At 62.7% G+C, this 18,757-nt stretch carries 17 protein-coding genes and 1 pseudogene; 4 read left to right on the top strand and 14 right to left on the bottom strand.

The genetic code is table 11. The features are described from left to right. Window positions 1-28 precede the first annotated feature (28 nt). The 11 genes and pseudogenes from ACMV8A_RS10440 to aprB all read right to left on the bottom strand — a co-directional run bounded on the left by ACMV8A_RS10440 (window position 29) and on the right by aprB (window position 10,936). On the bottom strand, window positions 29-370 hold the full coding sequence (locus ACMV8A_RS10440) for a zinc ribbon domain-containing protein YjdM (protein ID WP_495325720.1): 342 nt from the start codon (window positions 368-370) through the stop codon (window positions 29-31). A 198-nt stretch (window positions 371-568) separates the two neighbouring features. Then, complete coding sequence (locus ACMV8A_RS10435; protein WP_495325719.1) at window positions 569-1,108, bottom strand: hypothetical protein; 540 nt, start codon at window positions 1,106-1,108, stop codon at window positions 569-571. Beyond that, a complete protein-coding gene (locus ACMV8A_RS10430) occupies window positions 1,105-2,649 on the bottom strand; it encodes a hypothetical protein (RefSeq protein ID WP_495325718.1) in 1,545 nt (514 codons plus the stop codon). The genes ACMV8A_RS10435 and ACMV8A_RS10430 overlap by 4 nt, the downstream gene beginning before the upstream one ends. Window positions 2,650-2,652: 3 nt before the next feature. Continuing rightward, complete coding sequence (locus ACMV8A_RS10425; protein WP_495325717.1) at window positions 2,653-4,320, bottom strand: thiamine pyrophosphate-binding protein; 1,668 nt, start codon at window positions 4,318-4,320, stop codon at window positions 2,653-2,655. 62 nt (window positions 4,321-4,382) lie between these two features. Continuing rightward, entirely contained in the window at window positions 4,383-5,573 is a 1,191-nt protein-coding gene (locus tag ACMV8A_RS10420; protein WP_495325716.1) for an NnrS family protein, read from the bottom strand. Between the two features lie 39 nt (window positions 5,574-5,612). After that, window positions 5,613-6,326 carry a tRNA (N6-threonylcarbamoyladenosine(37)-N6)-methyltransferase TrmO gene (tsaA, locus tag ACMV8A_RS10415; protein ID WP_495325778.1) on the bottom strand — a complete coding sequence of 238 codons (714 nt, stop codon included), beginning with the start codon at window positions 6,324-6,326 and terminating at the stop codon, window positions 5,613-5,615. A gap of 149 nt (window positions 6,327-6,475) precedes the next feature. After that, window positions 6,476-6,757, bottom strand: coding sequence for a pyrimidine/purine nucleoside phosphorylase (ppnP, locus tag ACMV8A_RS10410; RefSeq protein ID WP_495325777.1), 282 nt, complete (start codon window positions 6,755-6,757; stop codon window positions 6,476-6,478). Window positions 6,758-6,865: 108 nt separating this feature from the next. Beyond that, a pseudogene (locus tag ACMV8A_RS10405) lies at window positions 6,866-7,237 on the bottom strand (hemerythrin domain-containing protein); the annotation flags it as partial. A gap of 7 nt (window positions 7,238-7,244) precedes the next feature. Further along, window positions 7,245-8,132, bottom strand: a complete 888-nt coding sequence (locus ACMV8A_RS10400) for a YkgJ family cysteine cluster protein (protein WP_495325715.1) — start codon at window positions 8,130-8,132, stop codon at window positions 7,245-7,247. A 284-nt stretch (window positions 8,133-8,416) separates the two neighbouring features. Then, window positions 8,417-10,432 (bottom strand): adenylyl-sulfate reductase subunit alpha, encoded by a 2,016-nt coding sequence (aprA, locus tag ACMV8A_RS10395; protein WP_495325714.1) that lies wholly within the window; start codon window positions 10,430-10,432, stop codon window positions 8,417-8,419. 30 nt (window positions 10,433-10,462) lie between these two features. Further along, window positions 10,463-10,936, bottom strand: a complete 474-nt coding sequence (aprB, locus tag ACMV8A_RS10390; RefSeq protein ID WP_495325713.1) for an adenylyl-sulfate reductase subunit beta — start codon at window positions 10,934-10,936, stop codon at window positions 10,463-10,465. Between the two features lie 483 nt (window positions 10,937-11,419). Here aprB and soeA point away from each other — a divergent pair, with 483 nt between their 5' ends. The 3 genes from soeA (at window position 11,420) to ACMV8A_RS10375 (ending at window position 16,118) form a co-directional block, all read left to right on the top strand. Beyond that, a complete protein-coding gene (gene soeA, locus ACMV8A_RS10385; protein ID WP_495325712.1) occupies window positions 11,420-14,311 on the top strand; it encodes a sulfite dehydrogenase subunit SoeA in 2,892 nt (963 codons plus the stop codon). Window positions 14,312-14,324: 13 nt separating this feature from the next. After that, window positions 14,325-15,053: a 4Fe-4S dicluster domain-containing protein gene (locus ACMV8A_RS10380; protein ID WP_495325711.1), complete on the top strand. Its 729-nt coding sequence runs from the start codon at window positions 14,325-14,327 to the stop codon at window positions 15,051-15,053. Between the two features lie 78 nt (window positions 15,054-15,131). Further along, entirely contained in the window at window positions 15,132-16,118 is a 987-nt protein-coding gene (locus ACMV8A_RS10375; protein WP_495325710.1) for a dimethyl sulfoxide reductase anchor subunit family protein, read from the top strand. A gap of 175 nt (window positions 16,119-16,293) precedes the next feature. Here ACMV8A_RS10375 and ACMV8A_RS10370 read toward each other — a convergent pair whose 3' ends face one another. From ACMV8A_RS10370 to ACMV8A_RS10360, 3 genes are all read right to left on the bottom strand, one after another. After that, a complete protein-coding gene (locus ACMV8A_RS10370; RefSeq protein ID WP_495325709.1) occupies window positions 16,294-16,647 on the bottom strand; it encodes an NINE protein in 354 nt (117 codons plus the stop codon). A gap of 198 nt (window positions 16,648-16,845) precedes the next feature. Then, window positions 16,846-17,232 (bottom strand): type II toxin-antitoxin system death-on-curing family toxin, encoded by a 387-nt coding sequence (locus tag ACMV8A_RS10365; RefSeq protein ID WP_495325708.1) that lies wholly within the window; start codon window positions 17,230-17,232, stop codon window positions 16,846-16,848. Further along, the gene (locus ACMV8A_RS10360) at window positions 17,229-17,456 is read right to left on the bottom strand and encodes an AbrB/MazE/SpoVT family DNA-binding domain-containing protein (protein ID WP_495325707.1); all 228 of its coding nucleotides are present in this window, start codon (window positions 17,454-17,456) and stop codon (window positions 17,229-17,231) included. Before ACMV8A_RS10360 ends, ACMV8A_RS10365 begins: the two co-directional genes overlap by 4 nt. 336 nt (window positions 17,457-17,792) lie before the next feature. Between ACMV8A_RS10360 and sat the strand changes: the two genes are divergently transcribed. After that, on the top strand, window positions 17,793-18,757 hold a 965-nt coding region (gene sat, locus ACMV8A_RS10355; protein WP_495325706.1), incomplete at its 3' end, for a sulfate adenylyltransferase.

The raw sequence follows: 18,757 nt of genomic DNA, 5'->3' as shown, positions 1-18,757 counted from the left end.
GTGCTCTCTCAGACGGTGAATGAAAAGGTCAGGCCTTCTTAACAAATTCGGATTTCAATTGCATGGCACCGATGCCGTCGATCTTGCAATCGATGTCGTGGTCGCCCTCCACCAGGCGGATGTTCTTCACCTTGGTGCCCACCTTCACCACCAGGGACGAACCGCGCACCTTGAGGTCCTTGATCACCGTGACGCTGTCGCCGTCGTGCAGCTCGTTGCCGTGGGCATCGCGCACCACGCGGCCCGGCTCGGCAGCGGCACTGTTCTGTTGCTGCGGCCACTCGTGGGCGCACTCGGGACAGACGTACATGCTGCCTTCTTCATAGGTATACTCCGAACCGCATTGGGGGCAAACAGGCAATTGACTCATGGTGTCCTCGCTTTTCAATGGACAAATATAGAATCCCTCCCCACTTTGTGGGGAGGGCTGGGGAGGGGCTATGCGGCGTTTCCGGCACGGTCACCCCCTCCCGACTTCCCTTACTCGCGGGGAGGAGCCACAACGCCGCTTTGAGATGGGCACTAATTGTCCTGGCAGCACATGAACAAGGGGCACATTCAGGCGGCGTCACACCCCAGAGGCGTTATGCCGGGTGTCCCACTCGGCCAGGGCCGCCTCGCGGTCACCGGCGGCGCCGATCCAGGCCCAGAAGTGGGCGAAGTCCTCCTTGGCGTGCTCCAGCCGGAAGGCCATGGTGTGGCGTTTGTCCTTGAGGAAGTGGGCGATGTTGGCCTCGACGGTGTCGATGTAGTCGCCGGCGAGCGCCTGCGCCGCAACCTGCACGCCGTCGTCGTGCAACAGGATGCCCTCGCGATAGGCCTTCATGATGCCAAAGTCGGCGCGGCGCACGAAACTGGCGGCGACCTTGGCACGGTCGCGGGTGAGATGCACATAGTAGGCGTTGTCGCCGTAGGCGGCGTCGAGACGGCCCAGCAGCCAGGACAGGCGGTTGTCCGCCTCGATATGGCGCGGCGGATAAGCCAGACGCGCGGCGCCGAGCAATTGCACACGGCTTTCGTGTCCGGTGCTGTAGTTGCTGATGTGGCGGCAGGCGGCCACGAAGGTCATCGAGCCACAACGGCCGGTGTTGAGGATGAAGATATTCATGTAATCTCGCTCCGTGCCGCGCGCCAGGCGCGGCGCTGCGCAGGATAATCGGCGATGGCCGCCACGATGGCGGCCTTGCGCGTCTGGCGGTGCGCATCGTCGTTGATGAGCTGCCAGGCACGTGCGTCGTCGCCGAAGTTGTGCTGCATGTTGGCGATGAATTGCTCGAAGTTGCCGCGCGCCTGTGTCAGTTCGGCCGCGCCGTGCCACCAGTGCTGCGGTTCCTGATACAGCGTGCGCAGGTCGGCGATCTTCTGTACCACTGCGCTATGTTTTTTGTCGTAGCGCGCATGCATCTGTGCCTCGACCTCATCGACCACCGCGCCTATGCCCTCTGTGCTTGCCTCGCCACCGGCCAGGCGCTCCATGCTGAACAGCATCACATCGCCGAAGTATTGCCGCTCGAACTCGCCGCTGAGATCGACGTGCCCGGCGTCGCGCTCGATGCCGGGACGGAACTCCGCCTGGCCGCTGCCTGCCACGGTGCGGCGGTGCAGCATGGGCAGGTTGGCCGAGACGAAGCGCCCACCCAGCTCGGCCTTGATGATACGCCCCAGGGTGGGGCCGGCCATGCGCAGCTTGAGGGTGGCGAAGGGAATGAAATAGTCCAGGCCGTCGGCACTGATGACGTAGTTGCCGGTGTAGATGGTGCGCGCCGGCGCGACCGAGGCCAGCAGATCACCAGGCTGGTACACACTGCGGCGAGTCGGATGCTCACCGTCAAAAAAGCGCGCCAGCTTGGCGGCGAAGTCGCTGAAGCAGCGTGCGTTGCCGTGCGGGCCGGGCAAGGTGCAATGATAGCGAAAGGTCTCTGCCGCCTTGAAGCCGAACAGATCGGCCATGTCATGATAGGCCGCGTCGTCGGCATGGCGCCGCGCCGCATGAAACGCGCAGGCGGCTTGCGGCGCACAGGCGGCCATGGCATGCAGGAAGGCGGCGACGTCGTCGAGAAAGTTGCCGGCCATCACCGCCGGCGACACGGGGGGGTCACCCACCACCTTACCGGTAAGGATGCGCACCGGCGTGGTGCTGAACAGGGAGTCCAGCCAGTGGAAATAATCGATGGCGTAGCGCTCCTCCTCGCCGGTGCCAGTCGCAATATTGACGCGGAACTCCTGGTCGCTATCGATGAACCAGAACAAGCGGCGCCGGCCATCCCGTGCCTGCCGGCTCAACCACAGATAGGCCAGGTTGCGGGTGACGGCAGCACCCTTGTGATGGAAGGCCTCGGGGGCGTGCGTGCCGAGCACACCGGCCAATTGCGCACGCAGCGCAGGCGCAATGCCGTCCCGCAGGGAACGCTGCTGCGCCTGGCCGAAATGCTCCACCGGCAGTCTCGCCGCACTGTACTGCGCGGCGAGGGCGCGATGCCGCTCGATGTGCTCCGGCTCGCGGCTGTCATCGGCAACGAGCACGCGCACCGCGCCGCCGTAGGGATAGCGACGGCACAGCTCGTGCAGAGTGGCCAGACAGTCGGCGAGGTGCTGCGGCCGATCGGCCACAGGGATCACGATGGTGATGTCGTGCGGGCTACCCGGCATCGCCTACCGCCGCGACGAATAGTTGGGGAACAGATTCTTGTCGATGGTGATGTCGATCAGATTGATCGCGTCGCGCAGATCGGCAGTGGCGAACAGCGCGTCGATGTCGGCCGTGGTATCCACCCGCTGGTAGTGGATGCCGAAGGAGCGGGCCAGCAGTTCCAGGTCGGGATTGATGAAATCGCAGCCGATAAAGCGTTGCTGATACTGCTGGTGCTGGTTCTTGCGGATCAGGCCCATGGTGCCGTTGTTGAACACCACGATGTTGAGCGGGATGCCGTAGTTCACCGCCGTCATGATCTCCATGGCGCACATCTGGAAGCCGCCGTCGCCGAGGATGGCAAAGGTCGGCCTGTGCTCCACAAAGCGCGCGCCGATGGCCGCGGGAATGGCGTGCCCGAGAGATGAGATGCCGGAGTTGGGGTAGTAGCGATTGCCGCTGCCCACGTTGTAGAAGTTCTGCGCGAAGATGATGTTGTCGTCGAACACCTGCACACCGCGCGGAAAGTTTCGCTCCAGCGCGCGGAAGAAGTGTTCCATCAGGGCGAAGCCGGACTGGAACATGGCGTAGTCGCTGGTGACCGCCGCCTTGGAGCGTGCGATCTCGCTGCGCAGGCGCTCGAAGCTGGCCGCCTCCGCCTCGCGGCCATCGAGATAGGTGAGCACGCCGCCCAGCACCACCTTGATATCGCCATGGATGGCGAGGTCGGCGGCAAACACCTTTTCCAGTTGCGCCGGGTCCAGGTCCACCTGCACCACCTTCTTGCCGCTGAGCAGGGTCTGGTCCCACAGATAGCTGGTGCGCTCGTTGAAGCTGGCACCGAGAAACACCAGCAGATCGGCCTTGTCGACCAGATAGCGGTAGGCATGGCCGCTGGAGGTAACACCCAGACTGCCCAGCGCCAGCGGCGACTGTTCGCTGATCACGCCCTTGGCCTTGAGGCTGGTGGTGACCGGGATATTGAGCAGGGCCGACAGTTGTTCCACCTCCCCTTGCGCATTGGAACGCAGACAACCGTAGCCGGCGACCAGCACCGGATGTTCGGCGGCCAACAGCATCTCCGCCAGGGCCTGCGCCGGCTGGGCGCACTCATGCTGCGAGCGGGTGTGGCGGCAACTGTGGATGTGATCGATCAGGTTGGCGTCGACCAGTTCCTTCTGCACGTTGTAGGGGAAACTGAGCAGCACCGGACCGGGCTGATCGGACAGCAGGATCTTCGCCGCCTGGTTGAGCACGTTTTCCAGATAGTCGGTACGCTCGACGATCTTGTTGTAGCGCGTGATGCCCTTGAACAGCGACACCTGATCGATGCTGCCGCCCTCGCCCGAGCTTTCCTGCAGGCCGCCCTTGCCGAAGATGTGGGTGGAGGTCTCGCCGGTGAGCACCAGCACCGGCAACTTGTCGGCGTAGGCGTTGGCGACGCCGGTGACCAGATTGGTGGCGCCGGGACCGGCGGTGGTAATACAGGCGCCGATACGGCCGGAGGCGCGCGCATAACCACCGGCCATGAAGGCCGCACCCTGCTCGTGCTTGACCAGCACAGTCTCGATGGGCGAGTCGTACAGGCTGTCGTAGACCGGCAGGATGTGGGCGCCGGGCATGCCAAAAATGGTCTGCACGCCCAAGCGCTCCAGAAAGCGCACGATCAATTCGCTGACGGGTATTTTCATCGGGTCACAGGGTCGCGGTGAGACCCGCAGTGTAACCGAAACGGCACGGCATAATCACACTGTTAGCCAGGCATGCCGTCGATACGCGGCTTCAGCAGCATCAGGCCGTAGCCCCAAACAAAGAGCGCAAAGGCCGCAGACCAGAACAGTGCAGACAGGACGATGGTCAACGCATAGGACGACACCAGCAGCGGCAGGAACACCCGCAGCAGCGCCGCCCCATACAACAGCGCAAAGGCCCACGGCATGAGCCGGGGCGTCTGCAGGCTGCGTCCCGTATGACCCAGGGCAACACGCGCCATCATACCGAGGGTGATGCCGCCAATGGCGCCAATGGTGAGTGCGTGCAGCGCCAGCAATGTACCGAAACCACCGGCTGCAGCCACGGCTTTGAGGGCCAGCCCCAGCACCAGCCAGGCATAGCCCACCTGCAACACCCACACCAGGGGCGCACGCCAGATGGCGTGGGTGTACCAGCCGGACAGGCGGACGCCGTTGACCACCGCCGCAACGGCCGCGATCAGCGCCACCAGCAGCGGTTGCGTAACAAACCCTTCCGCCAGGGCCAGGGCCAGTACGCTGAGCGGCGCGGCGGCCTCGACCCAGCGCCACTCACGGCGCACGAAGCCGGTACTGACGCCCTTCTCGGTAAAGAACGGGATCACGCGCCCCCCCATGATGACGATGAGCAGCAGGATCAGGCCGGTGGCGAAGTAGATGCCCGCATGCGCCGTGGCCTGGGTCACGCCCAGCAGTTGCAGGTGCACAAGGAGATTGGCCGCGGCAAGGACGAGCAGGATGGCGACGAACATCAGGCTCTTGTAGTGCCTCGCCTGTAGCAGAGGCAGCAGCAGGGCCAGCGCCGCCAGCGGCAGAAAGGCCAGGTCCACCAGCGCGTTGAGCCAGTGCGGCACCGGCAGCAAGGCCAGCACGCGCGCGGCCAACCACAACAGCGCCAGCAGGGCCAACGGCACACCGCGCAACGTCTGCACACCGGTCCAGTTGCGTGCCGCCGTGAGCAGAAAGCCCGCGATCACCGCCGCGGCATAACCGAACAGCATTTCGTGGCTGTGCCAGCCGACAAAACCGTAGTAACCCTCACCCTGCGCGCCACGGACGAAATCATGGCCCCACAGGGCAACCAACAGCACCGCGCCCAGACCGGCCAGCAGAAAAAATGGCCGAAAGGCCAGCGCGAACGGCGCCCACTTGTGCGGCGTGTGTTGCGGTTCGGTGATACCGACGAGTGCCATCCATCAGACTCCTGACTCAGTGACGTAGAGTGGCTGCGCTTATCCGCCCTCCGGAATTTCGATCGCTATGACATGCGCGGCGTCGCCTGCGACAGCAAAACGCACATTGCAGTCGAATACGCGCACGCCATAGATGCGCCCCACGTCCTCTTCGCCACGGTAGGCCGGGCGCGGGTCGTATTGCAGCATCTGCACGATGAACTCACGCAACTGCGGCCGGCCTGCGCACACCACCTCCGCCTCCGGCGCGAACATCACTTGCAGGCATGCCTGCGGCGCGCCCTCAGCGAAGCCAGCGCGCGCCTGCGGCACGGCATCGACATAGGGCACATAGGGCTTGATATCGAGTACCGGCGTGCCGTCCATCAAATCGGCGCCACGCAGTTCTAACACCAAACGTCTCTGCTCGCGCTTGATGCCGGTCAACTCGACCACCGAAAGACCGATGGGATTGGGACGATGAGTGGAACGCGTGGCAAACACACCGAGGCGCTGATTGCCCCCCAGGCGCGGCGGCCGCACCGTGGGCGACCAATCGCCCTGGCGTACGCCGTGAAAGACGAAGGTGAGCCAGAGATGGGAAAAGCCATCGATGCCGCGCAGCGCCTCGTCGCGGTCATAAGGCGGCAGCAGTTCGAGTTGCGCCTGCGCCGCGCTCATCAGCCCGCTCTGGCGCGGGATGCCGAACTTTTCCTTGAACGGAGAATGGATGATGCCAATGGCGTCGAAGGTATAGCGCTGCGGCGGCTGCATATCATTACCACTCACAATGCACCTCCGGGCACAGCAATAATGAGTGAATCACGGAGGACACGAAGCTTACCGAACGAGGCACCGACCACACACCGGCAGCGTGCCGATTGTTTCCCCGTGCGCTCCGTGTTCTCCGTGGTTTGCCGCCTTTAGCGGAACTGGCACAGATAGGCGCTTTCCACCAGCGCCTTGATGCCGAACTTGCTGTTGGCCGGCACGTTGAACTTCTCGCCGGCCTTCACCTCGCGCCAGCCACTCTCGCCCGGCAGCGACACCGATACCTTGCCAGAGACGATGTGCATGATCTCCGACTTGCCGGTGTTGAATTCGTACTCGCCCTGCGCCAGCACGCCGACAGTGGCGGCGCCTTCGGCCTCGGTGAAGGAGATGGACTTGACCTTGCCGTCGAAATACTCGTTGACCTTGAACACTCTTGGCTCCTCAACAAAGGTGGTTGAATTTTGCATCAATGCAGGATTCAGCTGTCGCTGCAGACGCAGTAACTGCGCCTCCGGCAGCGCGGCCTCGATGGCCGGAAACAATTCATTTTCCTCGAAACGCACATGTTCGCGCAGCGCCGCGCCCAGGGTATGCACGACCGCCACATCGGGCATGCTATCCGCCGCGAGGCATTCGGCGATATCATCTACCAAACTGCGCATCAACACATGCTGGCGCAGGGTCTCGGTGATTAGCGGATGGTCTGCTGCACTGTAGCGGGCGAACAACGGCAACAACCGTTCTTCTTCTGCCACAAAGTGCGGCCCCACTTCCGCACGCCACACGGCGAGCACTTCCTCCGCACCGGCACGCAGCGCGTCCCCCGCCGCCAGCTTGCCCAGCCGCCGCGCCAGTACCAGGGCACGGTGGTGGTCGCTGGAGAGCTGGCGCAGGGCGGTGTGGCGCTTCATTGCCCCGTCAGATGAGCTCCAGCACTTCGTCGGCCGGGTCGTAGACGCGGCGCTTCATCTGCATTTCCTGCAATTCGCGCAGACGCTGTTCGCGCAGGCGTACTGCATCCTCGCGTGCCGCAATGGTGACCTCGCCGAACAGCACCTGCTTGAGGAAGCGGAAGCCGAACTGCATCATCGCCAGATCGTCTTCCATCAGTTGGCGGCTGGTGTCCTCGTCCAGCGCAAAGGCGTTCTGGAAGCCTTCGGAGCGCACGAACTCGCGGAACAGGTCCACATCGTAGCAGGCCATGAAATACAGCTGGCGGCTGCGCAACGAAGGCTTGCCGATGGTGGGGCCGGACGACATCTTCTTCAGGATCAGCTGGCGCCAGCCCCGCGACTGCTCGTCGTACTCGGCCACGCCCTGCTCCTTGCGGTACTCGTCGATGGTCAGCGGACGGTCGACCTCGTGGCCCTTGCAGTGCGGCTCCTTCACCAGGGCATAGGAACTGGTGTCGGTGTATTCATCCTGCTTGCGCATGGCGATCAGCGCCACCGGATAGTAACGGCAGGCGGTGGGGCGGTCCTCGTACACCGAGCAGCCCTCGGGGCGCATGAACTGGCAGGCCGTGCCATTTTCCACCGGCTTGAACTTGACGCCGGCGATACCGTCTTTTTCCAGCTCAAACGGCACCGTGTACTGGCGCAGGAAATCGCTGGAGCTCATGCCGAGGCGCGTCTTCAGGCGCAGCACGTCGTAGGGCGTCAGCGTGATGTCGATATTGGCGCAGCAGGCATTCCAGCAGCCGATGCCCTTGTGGCAGCTGAACTGAATGGTCTTGCTGCCATCGTACAGCTTGGGCATCACCGGACTGGTGGGAAACGGGGATTCGGTAAACGGGGTATCAGCCATGAGTACATCACCTCAATGAAACAGCCGGGCAAGGATACTAACGCGGCGGCCCCGGCGCCACCTTACCGATTGGATAGGGACACAGCAAAATAACCACGGAGGGCACGGAGTACACGGAGGTCGGCCCAAACAGGCGACACCGGCGCTGCGGCAGAACCCATTACGGCTTGTTTTCCATCGGATTTTCTCCATGTCCTCCGTGGTTAGCAGTCTTTTTTCAACTCCAGAAAAGAACCGGGCGCCTTGCGGCGCCCGGTTCGCACTACCACCTACTGCAAGTCGGCTTAGTGATGCGCGGCCGGCTTGAACAGCTTGGACTTGTCCACCAGGTCCACGTGGGCGCGCTTGAACACGGTCCACTGCTTGGTGTTCTTGTCATAGATGGAGTTCACGAAGCAGTGCCAGTTCTCCTCATCGACAAAGTTCTTGTCCATGCGGTAGTAGAAGCCCGGGTAACGGGATTCTTCGCGGAACTGGATGTGCTTCATGTGAGCTTCGGCGGTCAGGATGCGGTGGTAGTTCTCCCACGCACGCAGCAGCTCGTGGAGGTCCTTGGCACGCATCTTCAGCGCGTCTTCCTTCAGCATGTCCAGCTTCTCAGACGCCACCTTCAGCATGTGCTCGTTGGTGGTGTAGTAAGTGGCCACGCCCGCAACGTACTCGTCCATGATCTTCTGCAGACGGAACTGCAGCATCTTCGGAGTGATGTAGTTGGGGTTGACGTCGATGGCGGTGGTGTAGTCCTTGTACTGCAGGTAGGTACGCACCGGACGGTAGATCTCTTCCACCAGCTCCTCCACGGAGGTGTCCAGTTCCGGCTTCCAGTCCTTGTTGTCCACCACGTACTGGACCATGGCCTTGGCGGCCATGCGGCCTTCGGCATGGGAGCCGGAGGAGAACTTGTGACCGGAGGCGCCCACGCCGTCACCGGCGGTGAACAGACCCTTCACGGTGGTCATGCCGCGGTAGCCCCAGTTCCAGCCCTTCGGCAGGTGGGCGGGCACGCCCGGCAGGGCCTCGTCGGTGGGAGCACCCACGTCGGTCGGACCGGAGGTCCAGATACCGCAGCAGCCGGAGTGCGAACCCAGCAGGTACGGCTCGGTGGGCATCAGCTCGGAGTTCTTCTTCTCCGGCTCGACGTTCTCACCAACCCAGATACCGCACTGGCCGACGCACATGTCCAGGAAGTCTTCCCAGGCTTCGGCTTCGAGGTGCTTCACTTCGCGCGGCGACAGGGTTTCCTTCAGCTTGGCGAGGGCGGTCACGGTGTCCATCCAGATCGGACCACGGCCTTCCTTCATTTCCTTCAGCATCAGGTGGTTACGCAGGCAGGAGGCGGGAACGGCGGCCTGACCATACGGGGGATAGTCGTTCAGCAGCTCCTTGTTCTTGACCATGTACACTTCGCCAGCGGCGTTGGTGGCCTGGGACTTGAACAGCAGGAACCAGGCGCCTACCGGGCCGTAACCGTCCTTGAAGCGGGCGGGAACGAAGCGGTTTTCCATCATGGTCAGCTCGGCACCCGCCTCGGCAGCCATGGAGTAGGTGGAACCGGAGTTCCACACCGGATACCAGGCGCGGCCGGTGCCTTCACCCACGGAACGCGGACGGAAGATGTTCACGCAACCGCCGGCGGCCAGCAGGATGGCCTTGGCCTTGTAGATGAACAGCTTGTGGTCACGGGTGGAGAAGCCGACGGCGCCGGCAACGCGGCCCTTGTCGTTCTTGTCGTTGACCAGCTTGACGATGAAGACACGCTCCTGGATACGCTCGGAACCGATGGCCTTCTTGGCGGCTTCAGCGACGATCCACTTGTAGGATTCGCCGTTGATCATGATCTGCCACTTGCCGGAACGCACCGGCTTGCCGCCGTCCTTCAGCGCGGGCAGGCCCTTGGAACCGTCGTGACGCTCGCCGTTCTCGTCGGTCTTCCAAATGGGCAGGCCCCATTCTTCGAACAGGTGCACGGACTCGTCGACGTGGCGGCCCAGGTCGTAGGCCAGGTCGTCACGGGTGATACCCATCAGGTCGTTGGAGACCATGCGGGCATAGTCTGCCGGGTCCTGCTCCGAACCGATATAGGTGTTGATGGCGGACAGACCCTGGGCCACGGCGCCGGAACGGTCCATGGCGGCCTTGTCGACCAGCTTGATCTTCATTTCGCGGCCCAGCTTGGCTTCAGCAGCCTTGGCCCACGGCATGATTTCGTAAGCGGCGCCACAGCAGGCCATACCGCCACCGATGAGGAGGACATCCACCTCTTCCTGAACTACTTCCGGATTACCAAATTCACCAGCCATTGTTTGCTCCTAAAATCGTCAGGTCCGTAATTACTTGCGGATCAGCTCGGCCGGGTTGCCGGCGCGGTAGCCCTTCTGCTCCATGTGGTTGAAGAAACCACTCTGAGCAATCTTGGCCATGTCGGCCGCCGGCTTGCCGCCGTACGGATCGATGGAGCCTTCCGGGGTGGTACGGATGGGGAACTTGAAGCGCTTCATGGTGCCGTTGCGGAACTTGATGGTCCACATGATGGAATCGGAACCACGCAACGGCTGCACGGAGCCGCCCAGCGGGACGATGTCGGCGTAGTGACGGGCCTCGATGGCCTGCTGCGGGCAAATCTTCACGCAGGAATAGCACTCCCAGCACTGCTCGGGCTCCTGGTTGAAGGCGCGCATGGCGTGGCCGGTCTCGGAGCCGTCCTTGTCCAGCTTCATCAGATCGTGCGGGCAGATGTACATGCAAGCAGTCTTGTCCTGACCCTTGCAGCCATCGCATTTGTCGGTACGTACAAATGTCGGCATTTGTTGTGCTCCTTATGTGTTAACTGCAGTTAAGAATCCACACCGCGACGCGGCATCCAGTTGTTGCGGCGCTATCGAGCGCTCCGCAGCCAACCGCTGGCACAGGTTCCTGTCACGATCCGGCCACAGGCGGCGCAGACCCTGAGACACCCAAACGGAACCATCCAGTCCTAGGGACCGCTACCTTACTCGGCTAACCCAGGGGTGCCAAACAGAACTATCTTTCGCTGGCATAAGTGGCCTTTATTGTTTGCCAAATGCCCGATTTTCTATTCCCAATGGGATAGACGACACAGGGTGGGACTACATTAAGGGAGGTATAACGGGACACTCAGGTTTTGATATATTAGAAAAAAATGATATTTTGTTAGACCCATTCTAATAAGCCCGTAACTGGGGCAATGCTTGAGGTCCGCGCCGTTTATACTCCGCGGACCTCTTGTTTTCCAGCCGTTACATTTAGTTCAAGCGCGAGTGAGCACTATGAGTGAGTCCACCAACAAGGCGGCCAGCGGCCGCGTCGAAGTCAAAAACACCACATGCTATATGTGTGCGTGCCGCTGCGGTATCCGCGTCACCCTGCGCGACGGCGAGGTGCGCTACATCCAGGGCAACCCCAATCATCCGCTGAACAAGGGCGTGATCTGCGCCAAGGGCAGCTCCGGCATCATGAAACAGTACTCGCCGGCGCGTCTGACCCAGCCCTTGAAGCGCAAGGCCGGCTCCGAGCGCGGCGCTGGGGAATTCGAACCGATCTCCTGGGAAGAGGCCTTCAGCACCATCGAGGAGCGCCTGGCCCACATCCGCGCCACCGACCCGAAGAAGTTCGCCCTGTTCACCGGCCGTGACCAGATGCAGGCCCTCACCGGCCTGTTCGCCAAACAGTTCGGCACCCCCAACTACGCCGCCCACGGCGGCTTCTGCTCGGTGAACATGGCTGCCGGCATGATCTACACCATCGGCGGCTCCTTCTGGGAGTTCGGCGGCCCGGACCTGGAGCGCGCCAAGCTGTTCGTGATGATCGGCACCGCCGAGGACCACCACTCCAACCCGATGAAGATCGAGCTGGCCAAGTTCAAGCGCAACGGCGGCCGCTTCATCTCCATCAACCCGGTGCGCACCGGCTACTCGGCCATCGCCGACGAGTGGGTGCCCATCAAGCCGGGCACCGACGGTGCCCTGCTGCTGGCCCTGATCCACGAGATCATCAAGCAGGGCCTGTACGACCGCGACTTCATCACCCAGTACTCCAACGCCGCCGAGCTGGTGAACCTGAACCCGAACGACCCGGAATACGGCATGTTCGTGCGCTTCGAGGTGCCGCCCGAGGAAGGCTGCTTCGACCCGCAGAACAAGCTGTGGTGGGACCGCGAGCTGAACAAGCCCATCTCCACCCACACCCCCGGCGCCGACCCGCGCCTGCTGGGCGAGTTCAAGCTGTCCGACGGCACCCCGGTCAAGCCGGCGTTCCAGTTGCTCAAGGAGCGCGTCGAGCAGTACACCCCGGAATGGGCCGCCGACATCACCGGTATCCCGGCTGACACCATCCGCCGCCTGGCCCACGAGATGGGCATCACCGCCCGCGACGAGAAGATCGAACTGCCCATCGCCTGGACCGACGTGTGGGAGAACGAGCACAAGTCGGTCACCGGCAACCCGGTGGCCTTCCACGCCATGCGCGGCCTGGCCGCCCATTCCAACGGCTTCCAGACCATCCGCGCCCTCGGCATCCTGATGACCATCCTCGGCACCATCGACCGTCCGGGCGGCTTCCGTCACAAGGCGCCGTTCCCGCGCCCGATCCCGCCCTGCCCGAAGACCCCGACCAAGCCGGAAGACATCCAGCCCAACACACCGCTCAACGGCATGCCGCTGGGCTGGCCGGCGGACCCGGACGACCTGTTCGTGGACGAAAAGGGCGGCCCGGTGCGCCTGGACAAGGGCTTCTCCTGGGAATACCCGCTGTCGGTGCACGGCCTGATGCACAACGCCATCACCAACGCCTGGCGCGGCGACCCGTACAAGATCGACACCCTGCTGATCTTCATGGCCAACATGTCGTGGAACTCCACCATGAACGCCGAGCAGGTGCGCAAGATGCTCAACGACAAGGACGAGAGCGGCGAATACAAGATCCCCTTCCTCATCGTCGCCGACGCCTTCCAGTCGGAGATGGTGGCCTTCGCCGACCTGGTGCTGCCGGATACCACCTATCTGGAACGCCACGACGTGATGTCCATGCTGGACCGTCCCATCTCCGAGTTCGACGGCCCGGTGGATTCCGTGCGCATCCCGGTGCTGCCGCCCACCGGCGAGTGCAAGCCGTTCCAGGAAGTGCTCATCGAGGTCGGCTCGCGCCTCAAGCTGCCGGCCTTCGTGGATGCGGCCGGCAAGCGCAAGTACCGCGACTACCCGGACTTCATCACCAACTTCGAAACCGCCCCCGGCTCCGGCATCGGCTTCCTCGCCGGCTGGCGCGGCAAGGGTGGCGAGAAGCACATGCGCGGCGAGCCCAACCCGAACCAGTGGAAGATGTACGAAAAGAACAACTGCGTGTTCCACTACGAGATGCCCAAGTCCTACCAGTACATGCGCAACTGGAACCAGGGCTATCTGCAGTGGGCGCAGTCCAACGCCATGACCCGCTACGCCGAGCCGATCAACTGCCACATCTATTCCGAGGTGTTGCAAAAGTTCCGTCTCGCCGCCCAGGGCAAGACCAACGGCCGCCAGCCGCCGGAACACCTGCGCAAGCGCGTGGAGACCTTCTTCGACCCGCTGCCGTTCTTCTACGAGCCGCTGGAGTCGCAGCTGTCCGACAAGCACAAGTACCCGCTCAACGCGGTGACCCAGCGCCCGATGGCCATGTACCACTCCTGGGACAGCCAGAACGCCTGGTTGCGCCAGATCCACACCTACAACCACCTCTACCTGCATCCGTCCGTCGGCGCCGCCGGCGGGTTCGATGACGGCGACTGGGTGTGGGTGGAATCGCAGTGGGGCAAGGTACGCTGCATCTGCAAGTACTCCGAGGCCGTCGAGCCGGGCACGGTGTGGACCTGGAACGCCATCGGCAAGGCCGCCGGCGCCTGGAACCTGGACCCCATGGCCAACGAGTCCAAGCAGGGCTTCCTGCTCAACCACGTGATCAGCGAGGAGCTGCCGCCGCACGACGCCGGCGACCACGTCTCCAATTCCGATCCAGTCACCGGCCAGGCCGCCTGGTACGACGTGCGCGTGCGCGTCTACAAGGCCGGCGCCGACGAAGCGAAGGAAACCTTCCCGCAGTTCGATCCCATGCCGTCCGCGCCGGGCACCCCGCCGCGCCGGCCGTGGCAGAACTATTTCGCGGGCAAGTTCCAGAAGAAGGGTTGAGAAGGTTAAGACAATGACTCAATTAGCACTCGTAATCGATTTGAACGTCTGCGTCGGCTGCCATGCCTGCGTGACCTCGTGCAAGCAGTGGAACACCTCGTCGGAAAAAGCCGGCCCGCTGTTCGATGATCGGCCGTACGGCGAAGACCCGACCGGCACCTTCTTCAACCGCGTGCAGACCTACGAGATCGGCTGCTTCCCCAACACCGAAACGCTGCACTTCCCCAAGAGCTGCCTGCACTGCGAGGACGCCCCCTGCGTCCCGGTGTGCCCCACCGGCGCCAGCCACAAGCGCGCCGAGGACGGCATCGTGCTGGTGGACTACGACAAGTGCATCGGCTGCAAGTACTGCTCCTGGGCCTGCCCCTACGGCGCGCGCGAATTCGACGAATACCAGAAGGTGATGAAGAAGTGCACCCTCTGCGTCGACCGCATCTACGACGAAAAGCTGCCCGAGAGCGAACGCAAGCCCGCCTGCGTGCTGGCCTGCCCCACCTCGGCGCGCCTGTTCGGCGACGTGCACGATCCGGAGTCGCAGGTATCGGTGGCGATCCGCGAACAGGGCGGTTATCAGCTGATGCCCGAATGGGGCACCAAGCCGGCCAACCACTACCTGCCGCGGCGCAAGACGCGCATGCACATCCACGAGGATGAGCTCAAGCGCACCGACAACCCGCTCAAGAAGGAAGACATCCGCCACGGCACCAGCGACGACGTCACGCTGGACGACTGGCTGATGTAATTAATCGCAGGACAACGTAGGGCGGGCCGAAGTCCGCCCTACAAGACCGGCATTAAGAAACGCAACTGGAGTCAAACAATGCATCCGGCATTCTCGGTAATCTTTCTGACCACCCTCATCGGCGTCGGCCAGGGCCTGTTCCTCGCCCTGTTCAGCGCCCAGGCCTACGGCATGGCCAAGCTGCTGCCGGCCCAGGACGGCAGCTTCTTCGCCAACGGCAGCTTCCTCGCCCTGCTGTTCCTGCTCGGCGGCCTGTTCGCCGCCGTGTTCCACCTGGGCAAGCCCAGCTACATGTTCACCCGCGCCTGGCGCGGCATGACCCAGTGGCGCACCTCCTGGCTGTCGCGCGAACTCATCGCCATGCCGGCGATGATGGGCCTGACCTTCCTCTACGCCGTGTTCCACTGGTTCGGCTGGGAGGTGGACCTGTTCGGCTGGCACGTCTCCGGCCAGATGTCGCTGGCCATTGGCATCGTCGGCGTCATCGGCGCCATCGCCCTGTTCGTCTGCACCGCCATGATCTACGCCGCGGTGAAGTTCCTGCAGGAATGGTCCAGCCCGCTCACCGTGGTGAACTACTTCGTGCTCGGCACCGCCTCCGGCTTCACCTGCGCCACCGTCTACGCCGCCTACCAGGGCGTGGAACCGGAACTGGTCCACTTCTTCGGCGGCTGGGCCATCGCCCTCACCGTGCTCGGCCTCATCACCCGCGGCTTCTCCCTGCTGCGCAACGCCCGCATCAAGTACAAGTCAACCCTACAGACCGCCATCGGCGTGCGCCACACCAACATTCAACAAAAGGCCATGGGCATGATGGGCGGTTCCTACAACACCCGCGAATACACCCACGGCAAGGCCGGCGCCTTCCTCAAGTCGGTGAAGTGGATCTTCCTGCTGCTGGCCTTCGTGGCCCCGGTCATCCTGCTGGCCCTCGGCCTCAGCGCGGACCACACCGCCCTGCTGCTGCTGGCCTTCATGACCCAGTACGTCGGCCTGCTGTTCGAGCGCTGGTTTTTCTTTGCCCAGGCAAATCATCCGCAGAACCTGTACTACCAGACCATCTGAGTGCAGTTGTACTCCAATGAAAAAGGCGCCGCGCGGCGCCTTTTTCATTTGGTATTTTCGAAGACTTCGATAAATCTGGTAAATCCCAGATTATTCCGTCTTTGCCATTGCTGATTTAACGTTTGGGCTCAGGAGCCTCGCGCGGCTTTTCGCGCGAGGCCCCTGCAACGAAGGGTTAGGCCGCCGCCCCAAACTTTGCATTGAAGTCATTGTCGCTCATGACAAGCAAGAGGATGCCCTCAATGAAGCCAACCAGCGCGGGGATAAATGTCCAGCAGAAGACAAGATATGTAATGCCCCAGCCAACTCGGCCAAGATAGAACTTATGGATTCCGATGCCTCCAAGAAACAGGGCAAATAGCGCAGCGGCCAACTTACTCTTCCCATTCGGTGCCGTTGCGGTCAAGCTCACCGGGGGCGCCGATTGTCGAACACCACACTTTGGGCATATTTCTGCCCGTGCCTTAATGATGGCGCCGCAATCCGAGCAGAACTTTTCGTCAGCAGCTTTTTGGACGGCTTCAGTCATGACACTCTCCCCTTATGAACTATTTGAAATTGAACGCCGAAGTAACTAGCGGCGAACAGAATAGCGCAATCAATGCGGCGGACATAGGAGGCCAAACGTCCCGCATAAGCGGCCGAGCGACAGTGAGGTCCGAGCAACCAGGGGGGCGTATTACGGTTTACTCCAGGCTCCGTCGGCATATCATGCGTTCAATGTCATTCAGCACGGCGCGCTGTGCTCCCGCAGCCAGGCCGCGAGCGTGGTTTCCTCCATGTCGCCCGCAGCGATCGCAAGCGTGGTCAGCACGCATTCCGCATCGCTGGCGGTGAGCTGCACGCCGTTCAGTGCCAGGAACAGTTCCATGCAGACAAAGGCCGTGCGCTTGTTGCCGTCGATGAAGGGATGGTTACGGGCAATGCCGAAGGCGTAGGCGGCGGCGCAGTCGGCCGCATCGGGCGCGCCATAGGCGGCCAAATTCTTCGGACGGTCGAGGGCAGAGGCGAGCAGCCCGGCATCGCGAACGCCTGCCGGGCCGCCATGTTCTGCGAGCTGGCTTTCGTGGACGGCCCACACGACCGCCTCATCGAGCCAGACGAAGGCAGTCACTTGGCCAGTTCACGCAAGACGTTGCGGCGGCGCTTCATGATCTCTTCGGCCAGGGTCATCTGCTTTTCGAAATCCGGGTCGAATTCGGTAATGCGATAACCGTCCGGCGACTCCGTCAGGAATACGGTGTCACCTTTTTCCAGCTTCATGCGCGCAAGCGCCTCCTTGGGCAGGATCACACCGACGGAATTACCGATCTGGGTGAGCTTCAGCGTGTAATGCATGGCATGCTCCTAGGCTCGCGTTATAACGACTATTATATTATGGACCCGGCGCGGGGAATTCAAACATCGCTGGCTGGGTCCGTTCCGAGCGGCAGCCGGTTTCGTGGCTTGGGACACTAGAGGACCGTGGAAGACAGCTTTCCGCCGATTAATACCCCCATTACTGCAACCTATTTTTCCCCTTTCCGGGGCTGGTGTATGGTGTTCGCCTCGCCACCAGCGCGCCGGGCGGTCTATCGCTGCGCGCCTTGATATAACGCAAAAACTATAGCGGTGGCGCCGATTTACAACACTGATCCGCCCAGGCGGGAGCAAAAACACAAAGAGGTGACACCGATGATCAAGCCCGTTGGTTCCGATGAACTGAAGCCGCTGTTTGTCTACGACCCGTCCAAGCACGACGCCCTGAAGCATGAGGCGGAAAAGCTGCCCTCCATGCTGCTGACCTCCCAGGCGGCGGCCAATGCGGTGATGATGGGTTCCGGCTACTTCAGCCCGCTGCCCGGCTATATGAATGTCGCCGACGCCATGGGCGCCGCCGAGAAGCTGACCCTGACCAACGGCAAGTTCTTCCCGGTGCCGGTGATGAACCTGACCACCAAGGCCCAGGTCGACGGCCTCAAGGGCGCCAAGCGCATCGCTCTGCGTGACCCCAACGTCGAGGGCAACCCGGTGCTGGCGGTGATGGACATCGAGAAGATCGAGGAAGTCACCGACGCCCAGATGGCGACCATGACCCAGAAGGTCTACCGCACCGCCGACCCCGAGCACCCGGGTGTGGCCGCCTTCAACAGCCAGGGCCGCTTTGCCCTCTCCGGCCCGATCCAGGTGCTGAACTTCTCCTACTTCTCCGAAGATTTCCCCGACACCTTCCGCACCGCCGTGGAAATCCGCAACGAGATCAAGGAGCGCGGCTGGAAGAAGGTCGTCGCCTTCCAGACCCGCAACCCGATGCACCGCGCCCACGAGGAGCTGTGCCACATGGCCATGGAACGCCTCGGCGCCGATGGCCTGGTGATCCACATGCTGCTCGGCAAACTGAAGAAGGGCGACATCCCCGCCCCGGTGCGTGACGACTGCATCCGCAAGATGGTGGAGCTGTACTTCAAGCCCAACTCCGCCATGGTCACCGGCTACGGCTTCGACATGCTCTACGCCGGCCCGCGCGAGGCCGTGCTGCACGCCTACTTCCGCCAGAACATGGGCGCCACCCACTTCATCATCGGCCGTGACCATGCCGGCGTGGGCGACTACTACGGCCCGTTCGACGCCCAGACCATCTTCGAGGAAGAGGTGCCGAA

It is taken from the genome of Sulfurivermis sp., assembly GCF_059410345.1.
This window is presented reverse-complemented; position numbering and strand designations above follow the sequence as displayed.

Bases quoted from the DNA above. Each gene is read 5' to 3' on its own strand.
- ACMV8A_RS10380 (WP_495325711.1), top strand. From the start codon at position 14,325: ATGACTCAATTAGCACTCGTAATCGATTTGAACGTCTGCGTCGGCTGC.
- ACMV8A_RS10425 (WP_495325717.1), bottom strand. From the start codon at position 4,320: ATGAAAATACCCGTCAGCGAATTGATCGTGCGCTTTCTGGAGCGCTTG.
- ACMV8A_RS10400 (WP_495325715.1), bottom strand. From the start codon at position 8,132: ATGGCTGATACCCCGTTTACCGAATCCCCGTTTCCCACCAGTCCGGTG.
- ACMV8A_RS10420 (WP_495325716.1), bottom strand. From the start codon at position 5,573: ATGGCACTCGTCGGTATCACCGAACCGCAACACACGCCGCACAAGTGG.
- aprA (WP_495325714.1), bottom strand. From the start codon at position 10,432: ATGGCTGGTGAATTTGGTAATCCGGAAGTAGTTCAGGAAGAGGTGGAT.
- tsaA (WP_495325778.1), bottom strand. From the start codon at position 6,326: ATGCAGCCGCCGCAGCGCTATACCTTCGACGCCATTGGCATCATCCAT.
- ACMV8A_RS10435 (WP_495325719.1), bottom strand. From the start codon at position 1,108: ATGAATATCTTCATCCTCAACACCGGCCGTTGTGGCTCGATGACCTTC.
- ACMV8A_RS10440 (WP_495325720.1), bottom strand. From the start codon at position 370: ATGAGTCAATTGCCTGTTTGCCCCCAATGCGGTTCGGAGTATACCTAT.
- ACMV8A_RS10360 (WP_495325707.1), bottom strand. From the start codon at position 17,456: ATGCATTACACGCTGAAGCTCACCCAGATCGGTAATTCCGTCGGTGTG.
- aprB (WP_495325713.1), bottom strand. From the start codon at position 10,936: ATGCCGACATTTGTACGTACCGACAAATGCGATGGCTGCAAGGGTCAG.
- ACMV8A_RS10430 (WP_495325718.1), bottom strand. From the start codon at position 2,649: ATGCCGGGTAGCCCGCACGACATCACCATCGTGATCCCTGTGGCCGAT.
- soeA (WP_495325712.1), top strand. From the start codon at position 11,420: ATGAGTGAGTCCACCAACAAGGCGGCCAGCGGCCGCGTCGAAGTCAAA.
- ACMV8A_RS10375 (WP_495325710.1), top strand. From the start codon at position 15,132: ATGCATCCGGCATTCTCGGTAATCTTTCTGACCACCCTCATCGGCGTC.
- ACMV8A_RS10370 (WP_495325709.1), bottom strand. From the start codon at position 16,647: ATGACTGAAGCCGTCCAAAAAGCTGCTGACGAAAAGTTCTGCTCGGAT.